The organism is Paenibacillus sp. EB106-04-04-XG159 (genome assembly GCF_058791835.1).
The window spans coordinates 139,752-163,245 of the sequence record NZ_JBYTDY010000003.1 but is presented as its reverse complement, the minus strand read 5'-3'; the positions used below and the strand labels follow the sequence as shown (position 1 = coordinate 163,245).

Annotated in this window: 15 protein-coding genes; all 15 read left to right on the top strand. The window is 46.3% G+C overall.

The features are described 5' to 3' along the window. Positions 1–65: 65 nt before the first annotated feature. Entirely contained in the window at positions 66–3,119 is a 3,054-nt protein-coding gene (locus tag AC3WTP_RS05020; RefSeq protein ID WP_492393489.1) for an extracellular solute-binding protein, read from the top strand. Beyond that, on the top strand, positions 3,103–4,062 hold the full coding sequence (locus AC3WTP_RS05015; RefSeq protein WP_492393488.1) for a carbohydrate ABC transporter permease: 960 nt from the start codon (positions 3,103–3,105) through the stop codon (positions 4,060–4,062). The genes AC3WTP_RS05020 and AC3WTP_RS05015 overlap by 17 nt, the downstream gene beginning before the upstream one ends. A gap of 32 nt (positions 4,063–4,094) precedes the next feature. After that, positions 4,095–4,970 (top strand): carbohydrate ABC transporter permease, encoded by an 876-nt coding sequence (locus AC3WTP_RS05010; RefSeq protein WP_492393487.1) that lies wholly within the window; start codon positions 4,095–4,097, stop codon positions 4,968–4,970. A 13-nt stretch (positions 4,971–4,983) separates the two neighbouring features. Continuing rightward, complete coding sequence (locus AC3WTP_RS05005) at positions 4,984–7,065, top strand: YIP1 family protein (RefSeq protein ID WP_492393486.1); 2,082 nt, start codon at positions 4,984–4,986, stop codon at positions 7,063–7,065. Further along, positions 7,052–9,361 (top strand): DUF5696 domain-containing protein, encoded by a 2,310-nt coding sequence (locus AC3WTP_RS05000; RefSeq protein WP_492393485.1) that lies wholly within the window; start codon positions 7,052–7,054, stop codon positions 9,359–9,361. Before AC3WTP_RS05005 ends, AC3WTP_RS05000 begins: the two co-directional genes overlap by 14 nt. After that, positions 9,354–10,244, top strand: a complete 891-nt coding sequence (locus tag AC3WTP_RS04995) for a carbohydrate ABC transporter permease (protein WP_492393484.1) — start codon at positions 9,354–9,356, stop codon at positions 10,242–10,244. The genes AC3WTP_RS05000 and AC3WTP_RS04995 overlap by 8 nt, the downstream gene beginning before the upstream one ends. A 6-nt stretch (positions 10,245–10,250) precedes the next feature. Then, on the top strand, positions 10,251–11,231 hold the full coding sequence (locus tag AC3WTP_RS04990; protein ID WP_492393483.1) for a carbohydrate ABC transporter permease: 981 nt from the start codon (positions 10,251–10,253) through the stop codon (positions 11,229–11,231). A 128-nt stretch (positions 11,232–11,359) separates the two neighbouring features. Further along, positions 11,360–12,349 carry a LacI family DNA-binding transcriptional regulator gene (locus AC3WTP_RS04985; protein WP_492393482.1) on the top strand — a complete coding sequence of 330 codons (990 nt, stop codon included), beginning with the start codon at positions 11,360–11,362 and terminating at the stop codon, positions 12,347–12,349. Positions 12,350–13,285: 936 nt separating this feature from the next. Further along, positions 13,286–15,208 (top strand): hypothetical protein, encoded by a 1,923-nt coding sequence (locus tag AC3WTP_RS04980; RefSeq protein ID WP_492393481.1) that lies wholly within the window; start codon positions 13,286–13,288, stop codon positions 15,206–15,208. Positions 15,209–15,280: 72 nt separating this feature from the next. After that, positions 15,281–16,228, top strand: coding sequence for an ABC transporter permease (locus tag AC3WTP_RS04975; RefSeq protein ID WP_492393480.1), 948 nt, complete (start codon positions 15,281–15,283; stop codon positions 16,226–16,228). Beyond that, the gene (locus AC3WTP_RS04970; protein ID WP_492393479.1) at positions 16,228–17,106 is read left to right on the top strand and encodes a carbohydrate ABC transporter permease; all 879 of its coding nucleotides are present in this window, start codon (positions 16,228–16,230) and stop codon (positions 17,104–17,106) included. The genes AC3WTP_RS04975 and AC3WTP_RS04970 overlap by 1 nt, the downstream gene beginning before the upstream one ends. Positions 17,107–17,161: 55 nt before the next feature. Then, complete coding sequence (locus AC3WTP_RS04965) at positions 17,162–18,703, top strand: extracellular solute-binding protein (protein WP_492393478.1); 1,542 nt, start codon at positions 17,162–17,164, stop codon at positions 18,701–18,703. Between the two features lie 83 nt (positions 18,704–18,786). Next, the gene (locus AC3WTP_RS04960) at positions 18,787–21,096 is read left to right on the top strand and encodes a helix-turn-helix domain-containing protein (protein ID WP_492393477.1); all 2,310 of its coding nucleotides are present in this window, start codon (positions 18,787–18,789) and stop codon (positions 21,094–21,096) included. Positions 21,097–21,175: 79 nt separating this feature from the next. Continuing rightward, entirely contained in the window at positions 21,176–22,537 is a 1,362-nt protein-coding gene (locus tag AC3WTP_RS04955; RefSeq protein ID WP_492393476.1) for an FAD-dependent oxidoreductase, read from the top strand. Between the two features lie 183 nt (positions 22,538–22,720). Continuing rightward, positions 22,721–23,494: hypothetical protein (locus AC3WTP_RS04950; RefSeq protein WP_492393475.1), on the top strand; the 774-nt coding region annotated here is incomplete at its 3' end.

Here is a 23,494-nt window from a genome sequence, read left to right as displayed (position 1 = left end):
AGTGATGTCCTCTTTCCCGAAATGGGAGAGAGGACATCCAACATTACGGTTAGAAGGAGCGGCCCATGAGAAAAAAAATGGCTACAGCTGTTCTTATTGTTCTTGCTCTACTCGTTGTTACCTTGAATCAGCCGATGGGCCAACTGCCGTTTGCGAGCGCCGACGGTCCTGACCCAACAAAGGCGTATCTCGAATCCTTGCGAGTTGACGGGAAGGACGGAAACCGTTCGGCTGCCGAAGCGGTAGAACGATCGAATACTGCGCGAAATACCGAGAATGTTGTGGAAGAGCCTTATTCGACAAGCCTAAGCCGTTGGAGCGCGGAAGGGAAGTCTCAGCAAACCGCATTCAAAACGGTCATTCCCCCTTCCGAATTCATCGTGAAGCAGCAAGATTCACTACAATCAGAGCTCAACGGTGAAAAGTTGGAGCAGCCGGTGTTGATGTGGGATAAGGACAACGATGAAGTGAAATTTGTTGTAGATGTTCCTGAAGACGGGCTGTATGAAATGCAAATTGAATATTACACGCTTCCAGGAAAGATGACGCCGGTTGAACGCGGTATTAAGATCAACGGCGAATTTCCGTACTTCGAGGCAAGAAGAATTGTATTGCCGAAGAAATGGAAGGATCAGAAAGCGGAATTCGACCGTGATGAGATCGGAAACGACTTATTCTCCTATCCAGTAGAGGAGGCCGGATGGCAGAAGGAAAGCTTGAAGGACGCCAGTTACTTGTTTGACGAACCATTGAAATTTCATTTAAAGAAAGGAAAGAACGAAATCTCCATGGTGTATGTAAGAGAACCCGTCGTATTGGGCAATGTCACGATCAGTTCTCCTACGGCAGTACCAACTTACGAGGAATACTCGCAGGCTAATGACGGGGCAGCAGGAGAATCGTCTCTGTCTGTAGTTGAGGCGGAGCATCCGTATGCGAAATCTGATTCCTCTATTCAGGTCGCAGCCAGCTCTGATCCGAGTGTAACGCCAAACCGCAGCGGGCTCATTACGCTGAACACGCTTGGAGCAGAAACTTGGAAGAATGGCGGCCAGAGCGTAACGTGGAAAATAAATGTCGCGAAAACAGGCTATTATGAAATCGCTTTCAAATATAAGCAAAATAAAAAAATCAATATGCCCGTATTCAGAACGATCCAGCTTGATGGACAGGTGCCATTTATTGAAATGCTGGACTATCCTTTCGCCTATACTTCCGATTGGAAGAACGAAGTATTGTCGGATAAAAATGAGACGCCTTACCGGTTTTATCTGACGGAAGGCGAGCATGAAATTATGCTTACCGCTAATGCTGCGCCATACCAGCAAGTCGTCAGCACAGTGAGAGAAGTTATGTCTGATGTGAACGACCTCTCGCTGCAAATCCAAATGGCGACGGGGAATACGCTCGATATCTATCGGGATTGGGACATCACGGAGCAAATTCCCGATATTATTGATCAGTTGAACGGACTAGCCGCGCGATTGGACGAGCAGTATGCGTACCTGGAGCAATTAAGCGGACAAAAGCCGGACGATGCTCGAAACTTGAAGCTGGCCTCCGAGCAATTGAAACAGCTTGCTCTTGAACCTAAAGAAATTCCGGTTCGCTTCGGCCAACTGGCGCAAGGATCCGGATCGGTTACACAGAAGCTCGGTGATTTGTTGACGACGCTGCCTAGCCAGCCGCTTCAATTGGACAAGTTCTACGTTTATTCCGATCAAGAGCTGCCTTCGGCTACCGCAACGTATTGGCAAGGGATTAAGGCAACAGCTGCTGGTTTCATCCAAACCTTTACGACAGATTACACGAAGTTCTCGAGCGATGATGAGGAAGCGATCGAGATATGGGTGAACCGGCCTAGACAATATGTCATGCTCATGCAGCAACTGGCCGATCAACAGTTTACACCCAAGACGGGGATAAAGGTGTCGTTTTCGCTCATGCCTTCTGAGCAGAAGCTGATATTGGCTAATGCGGCCGGCGATTCCCCCGATCTCGCAATGGGGGTCAACGAGCAGTTGCCATATGATTTGGCCTTGAGGGGGGCGATAGCGGATTTAACGAAGTTCCCTGATTTTGAAGAGGTCAATGAACGATTCTCACCAGGCGCCTTACTGCCGCTCACATTTGATGGAGGGCAGTACGCTTTGCCGGAAACTCAAAACTTTTGGGTACTGTTCTACAGGCAAGATATTATGGACGCGCTCGAGCTGGAAGTACCGAATACATGGGAAGATGTACTCGATATGCTGCCCAAGCTGCAGCGATACGGTATGAATTTCTTTGTTCCGCTGTCTGATGCGAGTGCGATGAAATCGTTTAAATTGACATCACCATTCATTTATCAGCAAGGTGGAGATCTGTTCACCCAAGACGGAATGAAGACGGCGATCGATAGCGAAGAGGCGCTGGACGGATTTAAATTAATGACGGATCTGTTCACGATCTATAATTTGCCGCTTCAAGTGCCGAACTTCTATAACCATTTCCGAGAAGGAAGCCTTCCGATCGGCATCTCCGACTTTAACACGTACATTCAGCTGACAACGGCGGCGCCGGAATTAGCCGGATGGTGGAAGATTGCTCCATATCCTGGCATAGAGGACGAGAACGGACAAGTCGTGCGTTGGGCTCCGGGAACTGGACAGTCGGTCATTATGTTTAACAGCAGCAGCAAACAGGAAGAAGCATGGGAATTTATGAAGTGGTGGACATCTGAAGAGACACAGGTGATCTTCGGCAACTCGATCGAAACGATTTACGGTTCTTCCTATCGTTGGAACACGTCCAATCTGAAAGCTTTCGAACAACTGTCTTGGCCGGAAGAAGATATTCAAGTCATCCTTGAGCAGTGGGAGTGGCTGAAGGACGTTCCGCATATTCCAGGCGACTATATGCTTGATCGGGAATTGAGCAATGCATGGAATAAAGTAGTCTTCGATGGTGACAATCAGCGGAAGGCGTTGGAGGACGCGGTTCTACTAGCCAACCGTGAAATCAAGAAGAAGCTGGAAGAGTTCGGTTATATCGAAAATGGTAAGACGATAAAAACGATAACAGTTCCGACAATCGAACATAACGGCGCAAGGGGGGATGATGATGAACACCGTAAGTAGTAATCCATTAGAACAACAGCTGAAGCCTAAATCGAGATCAAAGTCCCGCTTTGTGGCAGGTCTCAAAAGGGAAATGAGCGCTTATCTATTTGTCGGCCCCTTCGTCGTGATGTTTCTATTATTTATTATCATCCCGGTAATTGCCGCCATCGTGCTCTCATTCACTTACTTTAATACCGTTCAGCCGCCCGAATTTATCGGTCTGAAAAACTATGTGAACTTGTTGACGCAGGATAACGTCTTCATGATGCATGTCTTGCCGAACACTTTCAAATTTTCCTTAATTGTCGGTCCTGGCGGATATATCCTATCGTTCTTTCTCGCTTGGCTGCTTACGCAAATACCCAAAAAATCGCGCATGCTCATGACATTGGCTATTTACTCGCCTTCCATGACGGCAGCCGTCGCGATGGCTGTTGTCTGGCTGGTCGTCTTCAGCGGCGATGCAACCGGCTATTTGAATCATTTTCTAATGAGCATTGGCATCATCAACGAGCCGATCCAATGGCTTCAATCTCCGGAATATCTGATGTGGACGATGATCCTTGTTACGCTGTGGAACAGCATGGGTGTAGGGTTCTTAGCGATGATGGCCGGTATTCTCAATATCAATAAAGAGCAGTACGAAGCTGGCTACATCGACGGGATTAAGAACAGGCTGCAGGAAGTGTGGTATATCACGATTCCGAATATGAAGCCTCAGATGCTGTTCGGTGCGGTAATGGCTGTAGTCGGGACATTCCAAGCCGGCGCGATCGGGGTCCAGTTGTCGGGCTCGAATCCGACACCGCAATATGCGGGTCAACTGATCATCAACCATATCGACGATTATGGATTTATACGATACGACATGGGGTACGCATCCGCCGTTTCGGTCGTGCTGCTCATCGTCGTGTATGCATTATCTAAATTCTGCTGGAGACTGTTCGGAGAAAAAGATTGATGATGCGAAATTAGTAGAGAAGGTGAGCGACGATGGCTTCATTCCAAGGAAGTAAAATAAATCCAAGCAGGTTTGATCGAAGTCAGATCAAGTTTTACTTGTTTCTGATCCCGTTATCCTTCTTCATGATCCTTCCGATCGCATTTATATTTACACAGTCGTTGAAACCGATGGATGAGTTATTTCTATTCCCTCCGCGGTTCTGGGTAGAGAAGCCGACATGGGATAACTTCGTTCAACTGTTCGAAGCGACAAGTGTAACGACCATTCCGATGATACGGTATTTGTTCAATAGTATCGTCATTACAACTTGCGTCGTATTTTTCAGCATTATTATCAGTGCGATGGCTGGATTTGCTCTATCTAAATTGAAGTTCAAGACGAAGAAACTGTTGTTTGAAATGAATATTATAGCGATCATGTTCGTGCCGGCGGCGGTTACCATTCCGAGATACTTTATCGTCAGCAAGCTTGGATTGACCGACACGATGCTAGGGCATATTCTTCCGTTGCTGGCTATGCCGGTCGGCCTGTTTCTCATTAAGCAGTTTATCGATCAAGTTCCAGACGCCTTAGTAGAGGCGGCGCAGATTGATGGGGCGAACAATTTTACCGTATTCACCAAAATGATTGTGCCCATGATTATGCCGGCGCTGGCGACTGTCGCGATCCTATCGTTTCAATTGGCGTGGAACAATACGGAAACTTCACAAATCTACATGAACAGCGAAAGTATGAAGACGTTCGCGTTCTATATGAGCACCTTGTCATCCAACATGGGCAATAAGGTTGCAGGGCAGGGGATGGCGGCCGCAGCAGCGCTCATTATGTTCATCCCTAACTTGATCATCTTTATCTTCATGCAAAGTAAAGTGATCGATACGATGTCACACTCAGGTCTGAAATAAGGAGGAGCGTGTTATGAATCGAATGAAAAAGTACATATTCTTGCTCATGGCCGTTCTGCTCCTGCTCAGTCCGACTGCGGCATTCGCTCAGGTTCCCTATACGACGTTGACTTTGACGAGCGATGACGAGATCGTGCAAACGCAGACCGCCTATCAGCCGGTGGGTGTCGTCGACGGCTATGAGATTATCGAGATAGATCCGGATACAGGTGAAGCTGTTCAAGTACCGCTATCCAGTCCGGAAGATATATTCATCGATAATCAGGATCGCGTCTACGTAGCGGATTCGGACAATTCCCGCATCGTCGTATTCGATTCATCAGGCCGCTACATACGTTCTTTTGGACAAGACGTGTTAAAGAAACCGACTGGCGTATTCGTCACGGACGACGGACTTATCTATGTCGCTGATGAACGCAAAGGAGCGGTCGTGTCCTTTGATCAAGAAGGCAACGTAGTGAAGGAATACGGAAAACCGGATTCCCCATTGTACGGGAAAGACAATCCGTTTAAACCGGTTAAAGTCATTGTCGATAAACGGGGCAACCTGTACATCGTTGGGCAAGGAATTGTGCACGGATTAATTCAAATGAGTCAGGAAGGCGAATTTCTCGGCTTTTTCGGCGGGAACCAGACAGGCTTCGAATTGAAACGGTACTTGCAAAAAATGTTCTATACCGATGACCAGTTGAACAAGATGATCAAGAAGCTTCCGCCTTCGGCAACGAATGTGGCGATTGATGATGAAGGGCTCGTTTATACGAGTACTGTCGGCGTGAAGAGTGAAGAGATTAAACGATTGAACGTAGCCGGCAAGAATCTATTGCCCTCCAAGTCATACTCTATCAACTATAAAACGTCGATCGCAGACATTACCGTAGACAAGATGGGCAACATTTTCGCGGTAGACGGCGAATCGGGATGGGTATATGAATATGACCGGGACGGCAATCTGTTGTTTATGTTCGGAGGAACGGATACAGGAAACCAGCGGATGGGCCTGTTCAAATCGCCTTCGGGCATTGCTGTCAGCTCGGACGGTAAACTGTACGTGCTCGATAAGCAAAGAAGCAACTTTCAAATCTTAAAACCTACTGAATTTACCGGTCTCGTACATGAGGCAATCGGTTACTATTTGGACGGAAAATACGTGCAAAGTGAAGAACCGTGGACGGATGTGCTGAGGCTGAACAGTATGTTTGACTTAGCCCACACCGGCATCGGTATGGCTGCTTTCAAGAAAGAAGATTATTCGAAGGCGCTGGAAGAATTTGAAGTTGCGAATAACAAGACGTACTATTCCGATGCGTACTGGGAGATTCGCCGAAATTGGCTGATGAGCAATGCGTCGAAATTTATGATCGGGTTTGTTATCGCTATCGTGGCTTGGTATATATTTAAAGCTCTGCACCGTAAATACGGGATCGCGAACGGAATGGTGAAAAGGTGGACATCGTTCAGGAGCAGGACGCTAGTTGCTCAGCTGCTGTATGTGTTCCGTATGCTGCGGCATCCGATTGACGGCTATTGGGAGATAGAAGCGGAGAAGAAAGGTTCGGTGCTTTCCGCGACAATCCTGCTGCTGGTCATGGTCGGCGTTCATTTATTTAAAGTGTTTGAGACGAATTTCCTGTTTTCCAATGTCGATTTGAAACAAGTCAATCTGTTTACCGAAGTATACATAATCGTGATCCCATTGCTTGCTTGGGTCGTATCGAATTACCTTGTCAGTACGATCAACGACGGAGAAGGTAAATTTAAAGATGTATACAAAGGAACGATTTATGCCATGAGTCCTTATATCATCTTTACCGTTCCTGTCACGATTCTGTCCAAAGGGCTTACCGAAATGGAGATCGTCGTTTACGACTTTGCGAATATGGCCATTGTGATCTGGTGCGCGCTGCTTATCTTTATCAAAGTGAAGGAAGTGCACGGCTATGAAATCGGCGAATCGTTCAAAAATATCGGCCTTACGATATTCGGCATTGCGGTAATGGCGATGATAACCTTTATCTTGTTCGGTTTATCCAATCAGGTGACAGATTTCATCGTTTCTATCTACCAGGAGGTGAAGTTACGTGTCCATTTATAAAAAAATGTCCTTCGCCTGCCTTATATGCTTCATCATTTTCGCTACTACGATCACAGCCGCTAACAGTAATAATGAAGCGAAGATGACGCCTGTGAAGCAGCAGGAAACAGCGCCGCAAACGATCGAGAATAAAGTAAACCGTTTTACAGCTCCCGAAACGCCTGTTACGGCGGAACTGCCGAATAGAAAGGTGCCGAGCGGATTTGAGCTCATTGCCGAGAATGAGAAATTAAAGCTGCATGTAGATCCGGCAACATTTGCTTTTACGGTAACGGACAAAAGCAGCGGGTATGTGTGGGGCTCATTCCCTTCTGAGGAAGAGATGAATAAAGCGGAATTGAACAAAGAGTGGAAAAGAACGGTGCGATCTCCGTTTATGGTTGAGTACTTCGGAGAAGATTCGCTTACCAAGGAAGGAACCTTCTTCTCGCTAGACGGACAAGTGACGGAAACGGCTCCGGTCGAAGGTGGAATCCGCGGGACGTTTCAATTGAACAAAATACAGGTCAGTTTTTCACTAGAACTTCGTCTTGAGCAGGATGGTCTTGTCGTGAACTTGTCTAGTGATTCTGTGAAAGAGGAAGGGCCTTATAAGCTCGCTTCCGTTCAGATGTATCCTTTCTTCGGAGCGGTGTATAAGGACTCCGTGCCGGGTTATATCTTCATTCCAGATGGAAGCGGAGCACTCATTCGTTTTCAGAATGCGCATATGCGCTATGACGAGCCTTACAAAGGCAAGATCTATGGAACGAACGAAGCGATTCAAACGTCGGAAGGCTGGAACGATCCAGAAGAGGTCCGGATTCCCGTTTTCGGCATCGTGCACGGAGTGAAGCAGAATGCATTCGTAACCGTGATCGAAGACGGCAAGTACAATGCGCAAATTATCGCCTATCCTAGTGGAATCAACACTGACTTTTATCGGGTCGGCGCGAGCTTCGTTTTCCGTGAATCGTACTTTCAGCCTACGAGTAAAAATATGGGCGGCTTCGTAATGTACGAGAAGGAGCGGGACATGCAGGACAAGCAGCTCCGCTATATGTTCTTATCTGACCAGGATGCGGATTACATCGGTATGGCGAAGACCTACCGCAATTATCTAGTCGAGCGCGGCGTACTCGCCAAACAAGAGGAGTCATCCGATGAGATGCCGATCCGGATCGAGCTGCTCGGTGCGGAAGTGGAACCGGGACTCGTCGGAACAGAACTCTTATCGATGACGAATTTCGATCAGGCAAAGAACATCTTAACGGAGTTTCAAGAGGATGGAATAAATGACATTGTGGCAGTGTACCGAGGCTGGGGCAGCGGCGGGCTGACCGGAAGCAATCCGAGCAAGTTTCCAGCGGAAAAGAAGCTGGGCGGAAACGACGGTTTGGAGAAGCTGCAGCAGGAGCTGAAGGAGATAGGGATTCCGTTATACCTGCATGCCGATTATACGCAGGCTTACGGCAACCAAAAAGGGTTCTCCGTTGGAGACGAGGCGGTTCGGAAGCCTTCTAACGAAATTGTTGAATTGAAGAATCAAAGCTGGTTCTTATCCGAAAAGCTGCGTGAACTTACGAAAACGAACTATATGAATCCGAAGGTAGCTGCAGAAATAGCTGAGAAAGATCTCAATCAGTTCAAGCAGCTGGGCATCGAGCATGTGGCCGTAGATAAGACGCCCGGCATACTGTTCGCCGATTACAACACCGATAACAAGATGACGAGACAGCAGGCGGCCGAGCAATATCAGAATCTCGCAGCAATGTTAGAGGGCGGCATGCAGGGAGTCTCAATGTATGAACCTAATGAATATATGTGGGGCTACGCTGACCGAATATTCGATGTGGCGATGAACTCCTCTCAGTTCATGTTCGCAACTGATACAGTGCCTTTCCTGCAGATCGTGCTGCACGGTTATATCGAGTACTACGCGCCGATCGCCAATTTTTACGCCAACCCGCAGGAAGAGATGCTGCGAATGATCGAGTATGGAGCTTACCCATCGTATTACTTAACGCATGAACCGTCTTGGAATCTCAAGGATACGCCTTCCAGCTCCCTGTTCACCTCTTCGTTCGAGGATTGGGAGGGACAGGTCCATGAAGTTTACAAGCAAATGAACGAGGCGCTGAGCCAAGTGAAGGGCGCTGAAATGGTCGACCGTCAAGTGTGGGATTGGGGCGTCGTTTCCGTTACGTACTCTAACGGCGTACAAATTATCGTGAACTATAATTCTCAGCCGGTTCAGGTTGACGGAATCACGGTTCAGGGTCTGGATTATGCTGTCAAGGGGGGAGACCATGAATAAGTCGTTCTTCCGAAGAAATAGAAAAACATTCGTTGGTCTCTTGTTTATTTCACCCTGGGTACTCGGCTTTCTGTTGTTCATGGCGTATCCGATGATCTACTCTTTGTTTATGAGCTTCAATAAAGTGTACATCACGACCGACGGGATAGAGACTGAAGCGCTCGGATGGGGCAATTATCAATACGCCTTTCTTACCGATCCGAAGTTTATCGAAGTGCTGGTTGGATTCTTGAAGGAAGTCGTCGTCATGGTGCCGATCGTTATCGTGTTTTCACTCTTTGTGGCTCTGCTCATCAATCAACCGATTAAGTTCAAAGGATTCTTTCGCGCCATCTTCTTCCTGCCGGTCGTCATAACGAGCGGACAAGTTATTAATGAACTATTCAGCCAAGGGGCGACGACGATCCCGATCGTTGAGCGGTATGGCGTTGTAGAACTCGTACAGAACAATTTGAGTCCAGCGCTGTCCGGGCCGCTTATCGCCATCATCGAGCAGTTCATTCTGATACTATGGTTTTCCGGCGTGCAGATCTTAATCTTCTTGGCTGGACTGCAGAAGGTGAACACACAGGTATATGAAGCGGCGCAAATTGACGGCGCATCGCCTTGGGAAATATTTTGGAAGATCACGCTGCCGGAAATTAAACCGTTTATCCTAGTCAACATCATATACACCATAGTTGATTTATTCACGAACTCGATGAATGAAGTGATTACATTAATTAAAGATCAAATGTTCCAAGTGAACACAGGCTTCGGCTATGCCTCAGCGCTTGCCTGGATCTATTTCGCCATTATATTCGTCGTGCTTGTCCTTGTTATGTTGGTCTTGGGCAGAAACGAAAACTACAGTATCAAATCCGTACGAAAGGTAAGGAGGTGATCAGTCGTGAAGAAGATCAACGTACTCAGTGCTAGAAGAGGCCGACCATTCGAGCTTCGCCATGCTGCAGTCAAAGCGAAAAAGATTGTGATGGGACGACAAGGCAGTGACGGTTTGCTGTTCAAGGTGATCACCTATGCTCTGCTGATCAGTATTGGCTTTGTCTACTTATACCCGGTTCTGTACATGATCTCGCAAAGCTTCAAATCGCTTCAAGATTTGCTCGATCCGACTGTCATGTGGTTGCCGAAGTCGCTTCATTGGGACAACTACGCCAGAGCGTGGGAAGTTCTCGATTATCCGAAGACGCTTGGCTATTCGATCCTATTATCGCTGCTGCCGGCAATTGCCCAAACCGTTACATGTGCTTTTGTCGGTTACGGATTTGCTAAATTTAAGTTTCCCGGCAAGACGGTGTTATTCGGATTAATGCTGCTGACGTTCATCATTCCGACTCAAGTGGTTATGGTTCCGTTGTTCGTCCTGTTTGAACAGTTCGGCATGTTGGGAACGCCGCTGCCGATCATCGCGCCGGCCCTTCTTGCCGGAGGACTGAAGAGCGCATTGTTCATCTTGATTTACACACAGTTTTTCCGAACGATTCCGGACACGTTGGAAGAAGCGGCGCAGATTGATGGCTACGGGCATTTTAAGATTTTCTTCAAGATCATTTTGCCGATCTCGATTCCAGCGATCGTCGTCGTCTTTCTGTTCTCATTTGTGTGGAATTGGAACGAGACGTATATGACTTCGTTATACTTGGGGGATAGCATGACGACGCTTCCGCTGCAGCTGCAGACGTTCGAAGACTCGTACAAAAAAGTGTTTTCCTCGGCCCAGTTGACGGCGAACCCAGCGGCAAACATTAACGAATCGATCAAGATGGCGGGAACCGTGCTGATCATATTACCGTTATTATTTTTATATCTATTTGCACAGAAATGGTTCGTCGAAGTTCTCGATAAGACCGGTATTACTGGAGAATAAGTGCGCGACTAATATACGCATATTTTCCGCTTACGAGTAAATCTACTTACGTGTATAATAGAAATTTGACAGTGAGAATCGGTTAGGATATGATTTTCATAATATTAACAGTGATTTAGGGGTAATATATGGCAACCATTAAAGATATAGCAAAAATGCTTGGTGTTTCAATTTCTACCGTTTCATACGCCTTGAACGGCAGTCCCAAAATTAGCAAGGAAACTCGGGACAGGGTGTTGGCAGCGGCGGATCAATTAGAGTACAGAAAAAATGGGTTTGCCTCTGATTTAAAACGGGATCGGACCAAAACAATATTATTTACGGTAACGGACCTTGCAGGACATTATTATCGCGAACTGGTGCAGGGCATTCAGGAAGTGGTGATGTTTAATGGCTACGACCTTGTGGTTTGCAGCGCAATGGGGGGAGACCATTCGACAGCGGTCAAGTATTTAACGGAAAAAAGAACCGACGGCGCCATTATTCTTGCTCACAACATCAGCGAAAAGATCATTAGCCAATCGGCGCGGCAGTCATTTCCGATCGTGCTTCTTGACCGGATCGTACAGCATGATCACATCACCTCCATTGACGTCGATAATGAGTCAGGAACACATCAATCCACGGGATATTTAGTTGAGCTTGGGCATGAGGATATCGCTTATGTGAGCGGTGTTGTGGAGTCGCGACTGATGAAGCTGCGTCACAAAGGATACTTGAGAGCGATGGAAGAGCATGGACTCGGGCATAAAGCCCAATCCTACTTTTTAAGTGGATTCAACATGGATAGCGGCTATAACTCTATTAAATTGTTGATTGCTCAGGGTCGTCTTCCCAGCGCCATCTGCTTTGCGAACGACGAGATGGCGATCGGAGGGATTCGGGCTTTTCATGAAGCTGGGATCGATGTTCCGAACGATATTTCCGTTATCGGTTTTGACGATATTGAATTATCGCAGCATACTAGACCTGCATTGACGACGATTAAACAACCGAAGTTTGAACGCGGTGCAACTGCAGCCAGGCTAATATTCCAGCGATTAGAGGGACAGCCAACGGAGCAATATTATAAGATGAAGACGGATTTAATCATCCGTGATTCTTGCAAGCCTTTGTAAGAAACAACATTGTACGACATCTGTATATTTGAGTTAAGGTACAAGTGCGATAACCGCTGGAAACATAGTTTCTGGCGGTTTTTTTTATTATCGACCATGACCCAGATCAATGCTCTCCTTATAAAACCTATCGAACAGCAACTTTTTCTATTCTTCCACTATCGGTTTGCCGATATTTTCGATCACAAAATAAATATACTGCTCTTCCACGGACAGCCGTACCGAGGCCACTGAAGAAATTGTACATACCCCAAGGGATTACCGACGTGAGACAAGGCGACAAGGGTAGCCTTAACTTCTCAGAATATGTTGAGCATTCGCTCGGCTAAGCTAATAGTGTAATGGATTAGATACTTCAAAGAAGAGGTTGTCCTAAAAGTCATTTTTCTTATCTCTTTTGGGACAACCCTTCTTTGTTTCTATACCAATAAGAAACCGCTTATCTAGTCGATGAGACTGGATCAGCGGTTTTTTGTCCGATAGCACATACGGTGACAGCAAGGTCGTATGACCCGCGCTTGAACGGACACAGGGGCTGCTATTTCATGATTTCGGGGTATTTTTTGAGGGCTTGCGGACACAAATGACGCTATTTGCTTCAAAACTAGCACTAAACGGCTTATTCAGGTCAAATAACGTCTCTACGGTCCGCTAGTATGGCGAATTAGTGGTGTTTGCTGCAAATAGCGGCTCGTGTGTCCGCTCCCGGTCTTTGTAGATAGCTATCGATTTTATCGAATAGCTGTAGAACTAGGAATGGACAACCTTGAGCTCGCCATCATCGAATAGTCTATTTCAGACAGAATCAACACCATATAGGGCTCAACCGCTCTAGTACAGGAAGCTCATTTATGTATTGGATAATCATCTTAACTGATTATTTACTATTACAGCTCATGGTCCATACAATGGGGGCAGAACAGATAAGGAGGCTTGATGAAAGTGATTACTGAGGAATTGTATGTAGAGGATCTGGGAGCGATGGTGCATGCTAGCTTTGGACAAGGCGCAGCAATTCGTCATGAACAGGGAACTAGCTCAATTTGCTTTATTAGCAATGGAAGTCCTGCTGTTTTTTATGAGTTTGAGTTATTTTCAGGTGAGCTGCTGTTTTCACAAGCGCTGCCGCCAATAGATTGTGTATGGGCCATCTGCTGCACTCCTGAAGGAGAAGTTTACTTCAGCGGCACAATAGATTCGATATTATATCGTTACCGTACTACCGGACAGCTGGAGCAGCTGGGCAAGAATCCTTCCAATCCATGGGTGATCAATCTAGTGCCTGATGAGCAATGTATATGGGGCGGAACCTATCCTCAATCGAAGTTGTTTTCTTATGATCGTCAGAGCGGGCAGTATCTGGATTACGGGACGATATTAGAAGGACAGGATTATCTTCGCGGCATCGCCCGGGACGAAGACTGGCTGTACCTAAGCACAGGAAGTAAGAAGTGTCTCCTGCGATATAACCTCCGCACGCAAGAGAAGGAAGAAATCATGCTCGCGAAGTTGTCCCATACATCTGGCTTTCTGGATCGGCTATGGATAGTAGGTCGTTTCTTATTTGTGGCATCAGACTTTATCCATATGTATGTCTATGACTTAGATACCTTCGAGCTGTTCGATCAGTTTGACTTCGACAATCTGATGTTGGTTACTCATCCGAAGGACGCCAAGCTCTTGCTGTATAAGGCTGGAGATACACTTCGCGCTTGGCACAAGGAGCACAGAACCTCTGTCACGATCATCGATAGCGGACTGCCGACTGGACGCTGCAAGGCGTTGGAATGGGTGAAGCATGAAGATGAAGATTATATCGCACTCGTTACTGTAAACGCTGAGCAAGCCATTATTCGTCTTTCTGATCTGAGCATCGTGCGCAGTATGCTCAATATTGAACCTCAGTCATTGCTGCTGACATGCTTCGAGGTAAGTCCTGATGATGGGTGTCTATACATAGGCGGCTATCATAGAGGGATGACCAAGTATGATCCAGTGTCACAGAAGATAGATTGGACGATCGGATTGTTTCCGCAAACAGAAGGCATGACGTTTCATGACGGACAGGTATACTTCGGCACCTATACACATGCTCATCTCTATAGATATGATCCACAGAAGCAGCTGCATTTTGATTGGTTCAAAGGCAGCAATCCTGATTGGATAGGACAGATTGAGCATAAACAGGATCGACCGTTCACAATGATTGCAGGTGACCGATATGTATTCTCGGGGACAGTACCTGATTACGGACGTCACGGCGGTGCGCTTGCGGTATGGGACACTGAAGCTGATACGTTAGAAACGTTTCCGCAGGTGGTAGAGAATCAATCCATACTAGGTCTAGCCTATTGGAATGGCTATGTGTTCGGTAGCTCATCGGTATGGGGAGGCCTTGGCAATCCTCCTGTTGAGGGGCCAGCCCAAATATTTGTTTGGGATGTAGAGAACAAGAGGAAGATAGCTGAGTTTGTTCCTCATATTCCCGATGCTATTCAACAGCCTCTCATGATAGGTGAATTGTCGCTTGGTCCGGACGGCTTGATCTGGGGAGCTGATGACGGTACCCTATTCGCAATAGATCCTGCAACGTATCAGGTCGTTAAGAGCAAGGTTGTCTACCCTACTGCTTATGCTTATAGCAAGTGGCGGCCTATCTGTGTTCGCTGGGGCAAGAACGGGCTGCTATACACCACGTTAGCACGGCGAATTACCATCTTAGATCCTCATACTCTGGAGCACCGCACCTTCACCGATGATATTGTCGGCCATATCGCGATTGATGCAGAGCATCGCATCTACTTTAACAGAAACAACAAGCTGTTCCGCCTCACGTTACCAGATAATCTTTTTAAATGATTATATATCCAGCCCGTGTTCAGCTCTTATGATGAGTGTACACGAGATACCCCTAAGAAAGGAGCCGAGCGTATGCAGCAGGGTACTTCTATTATCACTCCGCCATCGCCTAAGCGACGTCGATCACGTCTTGGTGTATTCAGCGACGGAGATTTATATCTCATGTTAATTCCAGGCATTATCTTCTTCCTGCTATTTCGTTACCTGCCTATGTGGGGGATTGTCATTTCGTTTCAAGATTATAATCCTTTCGCCGGGGTATGGAAGAGTGAATGGGTAGGCTTAAAGCATTTTATAACACTTTGGAATTATGATGGGTTTTGGTCGATTTTTCGCAACTCCCTTGCTATTAGTTTGCTTAACCTAGCTTTCTTCTTCCCGGTGCCGATCCTTTTGGCATTAATGCTTAATGAAGTAAGTAAAAAATATTTCAAAAACATCGTTCAATCAATTGTTTATATGCCGCACTTTATTTCATGGGTGGTCGTTGCAGGGATGACATACTTGCTGCTGTCTACTCATGATGGAATTGTAAACGAATACATTGTGAAAATAGGCGGACAGGCGCAGAACTTCTTAACCTCTAGTGAGTGGTTCAGGCCCCTGATCATCCTGCAAAGCATATGGAAGGAGGCAGGCTGGGGAACGATCATCTTTCTAGCGGCACTTTCCAGTGTCGATCCGCAGCTGTATGAAGCCTCAGTAGTGGATGGTGCTAATCGTTGGAGGCAGCTCTGGCATATTACGCTGCCGGCGATTCGCAGTACGATACTCATTCTCCTCATTCTTCGCTTAGGTCACGTGCTTGACAACGGATTTGAACAGATCTTTCTTATGCTGAGCGCGACAACATATGGTGTAGGCGATGTGTTCGAAACTTATGTTTATCGTGAAGGACTTGTGGGAGGGAACTACAGCTATACGACTGCAATTGGTCTATTCAAGTCCGTTATTGGCTTAATTCTCGTCGTACTTGCTAATAAACTAGCGAAAGTGTTTGGCGAGGAGGGAGTTTACTAATGAATAAGATCCGCAGCCGTGGAGAGATCGCCTTTGATGGCTTGAACTATGTTGTGCTTATATTTTGCGCGGTAATCACATTATTTCCTTTCTGGTATATTCTAGCCGTCTCGCTATCACCGCTGGAGCAGGTTATGCGAGGTGGACTCATCCTATGGCCAGAAGCATTTACATTCGATTCCTACAAGCTGATTCTAAGCAACTCACACTTTACTAGAGCACTGTGGATGACGATATCACTAACGGTCGTCGGCACCCTTACCAATCTCGTGTTAACCGTGCTTATGGCGTATCCGTTATCCAAGAAGCGATTAAAGGGCAGACGAGTGATGCTATTTCTCGTATTGTTCACGATGCTTTTTTCAGGCGGGATGATTCCAAGCTTTCTCGTCATGAAATGGTTGGGATTGCTTAATTCCTTTTGGTCGGTCATTATTCCAAGCGGCATTAGCGCGTTCAACTTAATTATATTGAAGAACTTCTTTCAAGGGATTCCTGAAGAGCTGGAAGAATCCGCGAAGATGGACGGGTGTACGAATATCGGAGTCTTATTCCGTATCGTGCTCCCGTTATCCCTGCCGGCTATGGCCACCTTCACTCTATTTTACGCTGTAGGCCACTGGAACCAGTTCTTCTCCTCCATCATGTATGTAACCGATTCCAAGCTATGGCCGATTCAAGTTATTCTACGGCAGATGATTATTCAAGGCTCAACAGAAGAATTCCAAGCAGCGATTGCGAATGAAGCATTGGAGATCATGCCGACGACGATTAAAATGGCAGCCATTATCGTAGCGACCGTACCCATCCTATTCGTCTATCCGTTTTTACAGAAGCATTTTGCTAAAGGGGTATTACTTGGATCAGTAAAAGGCTAATGGTTTTTAGGACATTTGCCTTTCTGATAGATCATTCATTACAGGAGGGGTAATCGTGAACCAAATCAGAAAGAAATTCGCGTTCATGTTAGTCGCAGTTCTCATGCTGTCTCTACTATCGGCATGCGGCGGGGGAAGCACGAAGGATGCTAAAGGTGAAGGAACGGAAGTAAAGCCCGAGCAGACAACTAAGCCAGACAATAAGCCAGACGATAAGCCTAAGGAAAGGCACAAGATTAGCATGATGTATCCGCTTAACGGCGATGCGCCGCAGAAGAGTGAAGCTTGGAAGTGGATGGAAGACAAGTTGGATGTTGAGCTGGATCTGCTTGCTATTCCATCAGGCGGTTATTTGGAGAAGACTCGACTCACCGTTGCTTCAGGAGAGCTGCCAGACCTCATGGTATGGACGACATATCCAGACCCAGAGCTTCTCAAATACATTCGTCTAGGCGCATTTAAAGAGCTAGATTCTGTCGTTACTCAATATCCAAACATTATGGAAACACCTCAGCAAACATTTGAAAACGTCAAGGTAGATAAGAAGTTGTATTCCATCCCAAGAACACGTCCCCTTCAAACAAGCACCGTGTTTATTCGTAAAGATTGGTTAGATCAACTAAACCTCGAAATTCCTAAGACAGTAGAGGAATTTGCTGATGTTGCTGTGAAATTCACGACGATGGACCCTGATCAAAATGGAAAGGATGATACATTTGGTATCGCAGTTGGTGAGCAGCTCACCTTCCTGGATCAGCTGTGGATGGCGTTTGATGCGGGGAATATGTGGAGAGCTTCGGAAGATGGCACACTAGAGAATTGGCTGGTAAGTCAAGGACGCAAGGATTCGCTGAATTGGCTGGCCAACCTATATAAGCAAGGTGCTATTGACAAAGATTTTCCTGTATTGAATTATTCTCAAGTTCATGAGAAGTTTATTGCTGGTAAGATGGGGATTATGATAGGCGCAGGGATCACAAACTACGGTCAAGAAGTGGCTGACGCTCAAAAGCTGAATCCTAAAGCAGAGATTATCATGATCGATCCGCCAGTTGGTCCAACCGGCAAGTACGGTGTTATGCAATCCCACGGCTTCTATGGTCACTGGGTCATTAACGCTAAGGTTTCGGATGAGAAGCTGAAGAAGATTATGGAGGTTTTGGACTGGCAGGCAACACAGGATGCGCTTGATTTCAAACGTGTAGGAGTTGAAGGAGTTCACCATAATATGGTGAATGGCGCTCCTGTTCTGACAGATCAATACAAGGCTGATGGCGTGCTTAACCTCGTCGCACACAACAAATTCAACCCTTACTATACGACACCAGGCGCTCCTGAAGCAGTCGCTCAAGCTCAACTAGATGAGTGGAAAAAGATCGAAAAGCTCGGTGTGACGAATCCTGCGGTTGCTGTCTTAACACCGACTATGCAAGAGAAAATGGCCGATCTCGAAAAGTTTGCTATGGAGTACTCCATTAAAGTCGTAACCGGTGAAAAACCGATCGATTCGTTTGATGCCTTTGTAGCGGAATGGAAGAACAAAGGCGGCGAACAAATGACAAAAGAAGTAAATGAGTGGTATGCTAAGAATAAGTAATAAAGCACAATAAATGGAAAGAGGGAGCCGACTTCTCCCTCTTTTCCAATTTCATCTTCACCCACTGTATACGAGGAAGTGACATGTTGAAGTGGCTATCATTTACTAGCAGATTGCGATTGAAATTTATAATAGGCACCTGCTTAATTGCCATCATACCGATTCTGATCTTTAGTGTGGTCTCCTACACAATCACTTCATCTAGTCTGCAGCAGGAGTTGGGTCGAGCTAAGATCGAAACATTAAAGCAGGTTCAACAGCGTATTGATGATAAGCTTATTACGTTAAATAAAAATATTATTCAGCACCTATTCACGACCTCATTAGATAAGTTTCTTACATCTGATAATGTAACAGGTGATCACGTCACGTATCGTGAAATGAAATCCTTATTGAGCACAATTGAAGTGTTAGTAGATAATGTAGAGTCCGCCACCTTGTATCTAAAGAAGACCGATCAGATCGTCCTTTACGAAGGAGGACTTCGTCCTGCTAAGCAATATTTGGACCCGCTATTGTATGAGAAGATTCAACAGAATAAGGAGCTGTACTTTTGGGTGGATGATCTCAATGAGCACCCTAGTCATCGCCGCAAAGCCAAAAATATTACATATGTTCGTGCTGTACCCATATCGGCAGAGAAGCCTCTAGGCTATATTATTGTTCGGTTAAAGGACCGGGCATTTTTTGAAGTTTACAATAAGATGGATAGTGATCGACAAAGCGAAATGCTCATCGTTACTCCATCAGGCACTGTATTTTCAGATTGGAATCGTGATTTGCTTCAAGATGACCTATCTCAATACCCGCTTGTCTCTGAGGTGTTGAATCATCATCAGTTTGAAAGCTCTTTTTATGAATATATGGATCAGAAAAAAATGCTAGTCAGCTATTGGAAGTCGCCTTTGAATCAGTGGACTTATTTGTCCGTCGTACCAACGACCGAATTGCTGCCGCACTTTAATCAGATCAAGAAGATAACCTTTATCGCTTGCTTTATCTTAATCGTCATCTGCTTAGTAGCTGCTTTACTTTTATCTCGGAATTTCTATTATGGTATTAATTCGATTGTTAATCGAATTCGCGGTAAATCTCAGTTGCCCGAGTCTGCAGGTAAGAAAGATGAAATCGGGTTTATTAATTCGTATATGGATACCCTTCAAGAGATCAACACCTCCTTGCACAATCAGGTGGAGCGATCGAAGCCTATTCTGGCTTCTGGCTTTATCCAAACGATGCTGCTAGAGCACGTAAGGAAGAAAGATATCGAGCAGCAGTTTGAGTACTTTGATCTGCCGCAGATAAGTCACTATTACACGGCCTTTTGTGTTGAGCTTAATGTCCACGAGCAGCTAAGTGAACGAGATATTCAACTGCTAGTCTATGCAGCAACTAATATATGTGAAGAAATAATTCCGAAGGAATCGCCGGGCATACTGACCAAGATAGGTCCTAATCAGTTCGTGATCATCATGAACCATGGGGACGCAACTTCTCAAGCAAGGATGAATACGGCGTTTCAATATGGGGAGAACATCTCGGAAGCCATTGCTCATGCATTGAAGCTAGAATCTACTATTGGAATTGGCCGATGCTATGAACGGACCGATATACGCAAGTCGTTTGTGGAGGCGCGGAATGCGCTTCAATATCGCTTGGTGATTGGGGTTGGGCATGTTATTTATGTGGATCAGGTAGAGCCTTTGCAAGAACATCGAACCTACGAGTATCCCTATGAGATTGAGCAGCAGATCATGATGCAGATGAAGGTAGGTAACTTAGAAGAAGTAAGCCTGCTCCTGGAGCAGTTTTCGAACAAGCTTCGAGAAGCGCCGAATCTTCATGCTGCACAAGTATTAATGATGTACACGCAGCTAATTTCTTACGCCGTAAGAGAGTTCTACAACTTTGCACCTGAAGAAGCAGCACTCTTTAACTACAATATGTATGGCAAGCTAGGAGAAATGAAAACGATGGCGCATATTCAGCACTGGGCCTACGAGCATGTGTTCGTGATTATAGCTGGTCACATTCAATCGATGCGAACGGAGCATAGCTATAAGACGATGGAGCTCGTACTCCATTATATTTCCGAACACTATGACGAGGATCTTTCCCAGCCTATGCTTGCAGAGATTGCTGAGGTTCCGCCATCTCACTTTAGTCAAATGTTTAAAGAGGAGCTGGGCATTACATTCAGTGATTATCTCATCTTATTCCGAATGAATAAAGCGAAGGAGCTGCTGCAGTACACAGACATGAAGATCTTTGAGATCGCTGAGCATCTTCGTTATCACAACTCCCAGAACTTTATCCGAACGTTCAAGAAGGCTCATGGCGTAACGCCTGGTGATTATCGGGCCAAATGCAGAGTCAACAACGTTATAGAGTAGGGAAAAGCCTGATAGAGTACTTAATTACAGCTATGAATATTACAAATGCTTATCGATTAATTCGAAAGGTGAGAGTGATATGAATAACGTTAATAGTAGGTATGACGTTGTGATAGTGGGAGGCGGAATCTCAGGTGCAATGGCCGCCATCGCAGCATCGGCGGCAGGCGTAAAGACGCTGATCGTAGAGTCGCATGGATTCTTAGGGGGCACCCTTACTGCAAACGGAGTAGGACCCATGATGACCTTTCACGCAGGGGAGAAGCAGGTGATTCAGGGCTTCATTGATCAGTTAATCGAGCGGCTGAAGAAGCTGAACAAGTCTCCTGGTCATATCTTCGACACCGTAGGATTTACGTATTCAATAACGCCATTTGACGCTGAAGCGATGAAGCATGAACTAGAATTGATGGTGACGGAAGCGGGAGCAGATATTCTCTATCATACAATGCTGACCGGCGTTCAGACTGAGAACGGACGGATTATTAGCATAACCGTATGCAACAAATCTGGATTAAGCGAGATTCAGGCATCCATATTCATTGACGGCAGCGGGGACGGAGACCTGTCTGTCGGAGCGGGAGCAGGTTTTACGAAAGGCAGAGATTCGGATGGCGCTATGCAGCCGATGACGCTGAAGATGAAGATGTACAATGTGGATATATCGAGCGTCAAGGCTTATGTTCACTCGCATCCGGAAGATTTCCCTATGTATAAAGGGGACACCTCCATTATTGAGAAAGCACCTCGCCTTTCCATTGCAGGGTTTGACAGCTTGTTCAAAGAGGCAAAGGCAAGAGGCGAGATATCGATACCGCGGGAAAACCTCCTGTTCTTCGAGACCAATAACCCAGGTGAAGTGATCTTGAATACGACTCGGATCATCGGTCATGATGCAACAGATGCGTTCAGCTTGAGCCGAGCGGAGATCGAAGGGCGCAGGCAGTGCCGGGAGCTGGAATATTTCGTTCGCAAGTATATTCCGGGATTTGAGCATGCTGTCGTTGAATCGACAGGTCCGTCGATCGGTGTGCGCAGCTCTAGACAGATCGTCGGTGTGTATACCCTTACGGTGGAGGATCTGCTTGGACAGCGGCTGTTTGAAGATACGATTGCGCATTCCGGATATCCGATTGATATACACAGCCCTGATGGAGAAGGAACGAAGTATCAGAAGCTGGAATGGGGCGGCATGTACAGTATTCCTTATGCCTGCATGGTCACGAAGAACGTGAAGAATCTGATTGTGATCGGACGATGCATCTCGGCGACGTTCGAGGCGCAGGCGGCGATAAGGACAACACCGACGACGGGAGCCATCGGCCAAGCCGGAGGGGTTGCTGCAGCAATAGCAGTCAGAGATCGTGTTGATGTACAGAACGTCGATATCAAGCGAGTACAGATGATGCTTAAGGAACAAGGGGCGTATTTGGAGATTTGAGATGGACTGTCACTTTCATCATTAGGAGTCAAGCAGAGACCTAGTGTACGTTTCACCTTACAGGGCATTTTCAATGTGGTAATTGGAATATACGGTGCATAAATATCCCAAGCAATTATGCATACTAACTTCGAGAGCTGACCATCGGTTCGGCTGTGTTATCACATTGAAGGAGGAATAACAATGTCTCAAGGACAGAACATGCAGCAAGGAAACGCTTCAACCTTTGGTGCAGGTTTATCTGGCGGAATTGTAGCTAGTACATATAGCGGCAATAATGCTGGAGCGCAGAGCAATCAAGGGTTTTATAATCAAGCTGGTATGAGTAATTCTAATTATGCGGGTGGCTTTGCAGGAAGCAATATGGCAACTGCAGGATATGGAAGCCATAGCTTGAGCGGTGGTATTGCAAGCGAGGCTTCTAATATGTCAGCTCAAGGTTATGCGAATTCGTCATATAATCCAGCAGGACAAGTACAGAGCATTACAGCGCAAACCCATGGAGCACATCAGAACGTAGTGCCTAACAGCTTTCAAGCATCTGGACAAGTACAAAGCGTGACAGCACAAACTCATGAAGCGCATCAGAATGTAGTGCCTAACAGCTTTCAAGCATCTGGACAAGTACAAAGCGTGACAGCACAAACTCATGGAGCGCATCAGAACGTAGTGCCTAACAGCTTTCAAGCATCTGGTCAGGTACCGAGCGTGACAGCACAAACCCATGGCGACTTCACGAATGCAGCAAACAATAGCTACACGAATGCTGCATACAGCGGCTACGCAAACCCAGCAGGCAGCAGCTACACAAGCGCGGCGAACAACAGCTATACGAATGCGGCAGCAGGTAACTATACAAATGCAGCAAACAGCGGTTACACGAATGCGGCAGCAGGTAACTATACAAATGCAGCAAACAGCGGTTACACGAATGCGGCAGCAGGTAACTATACAAAT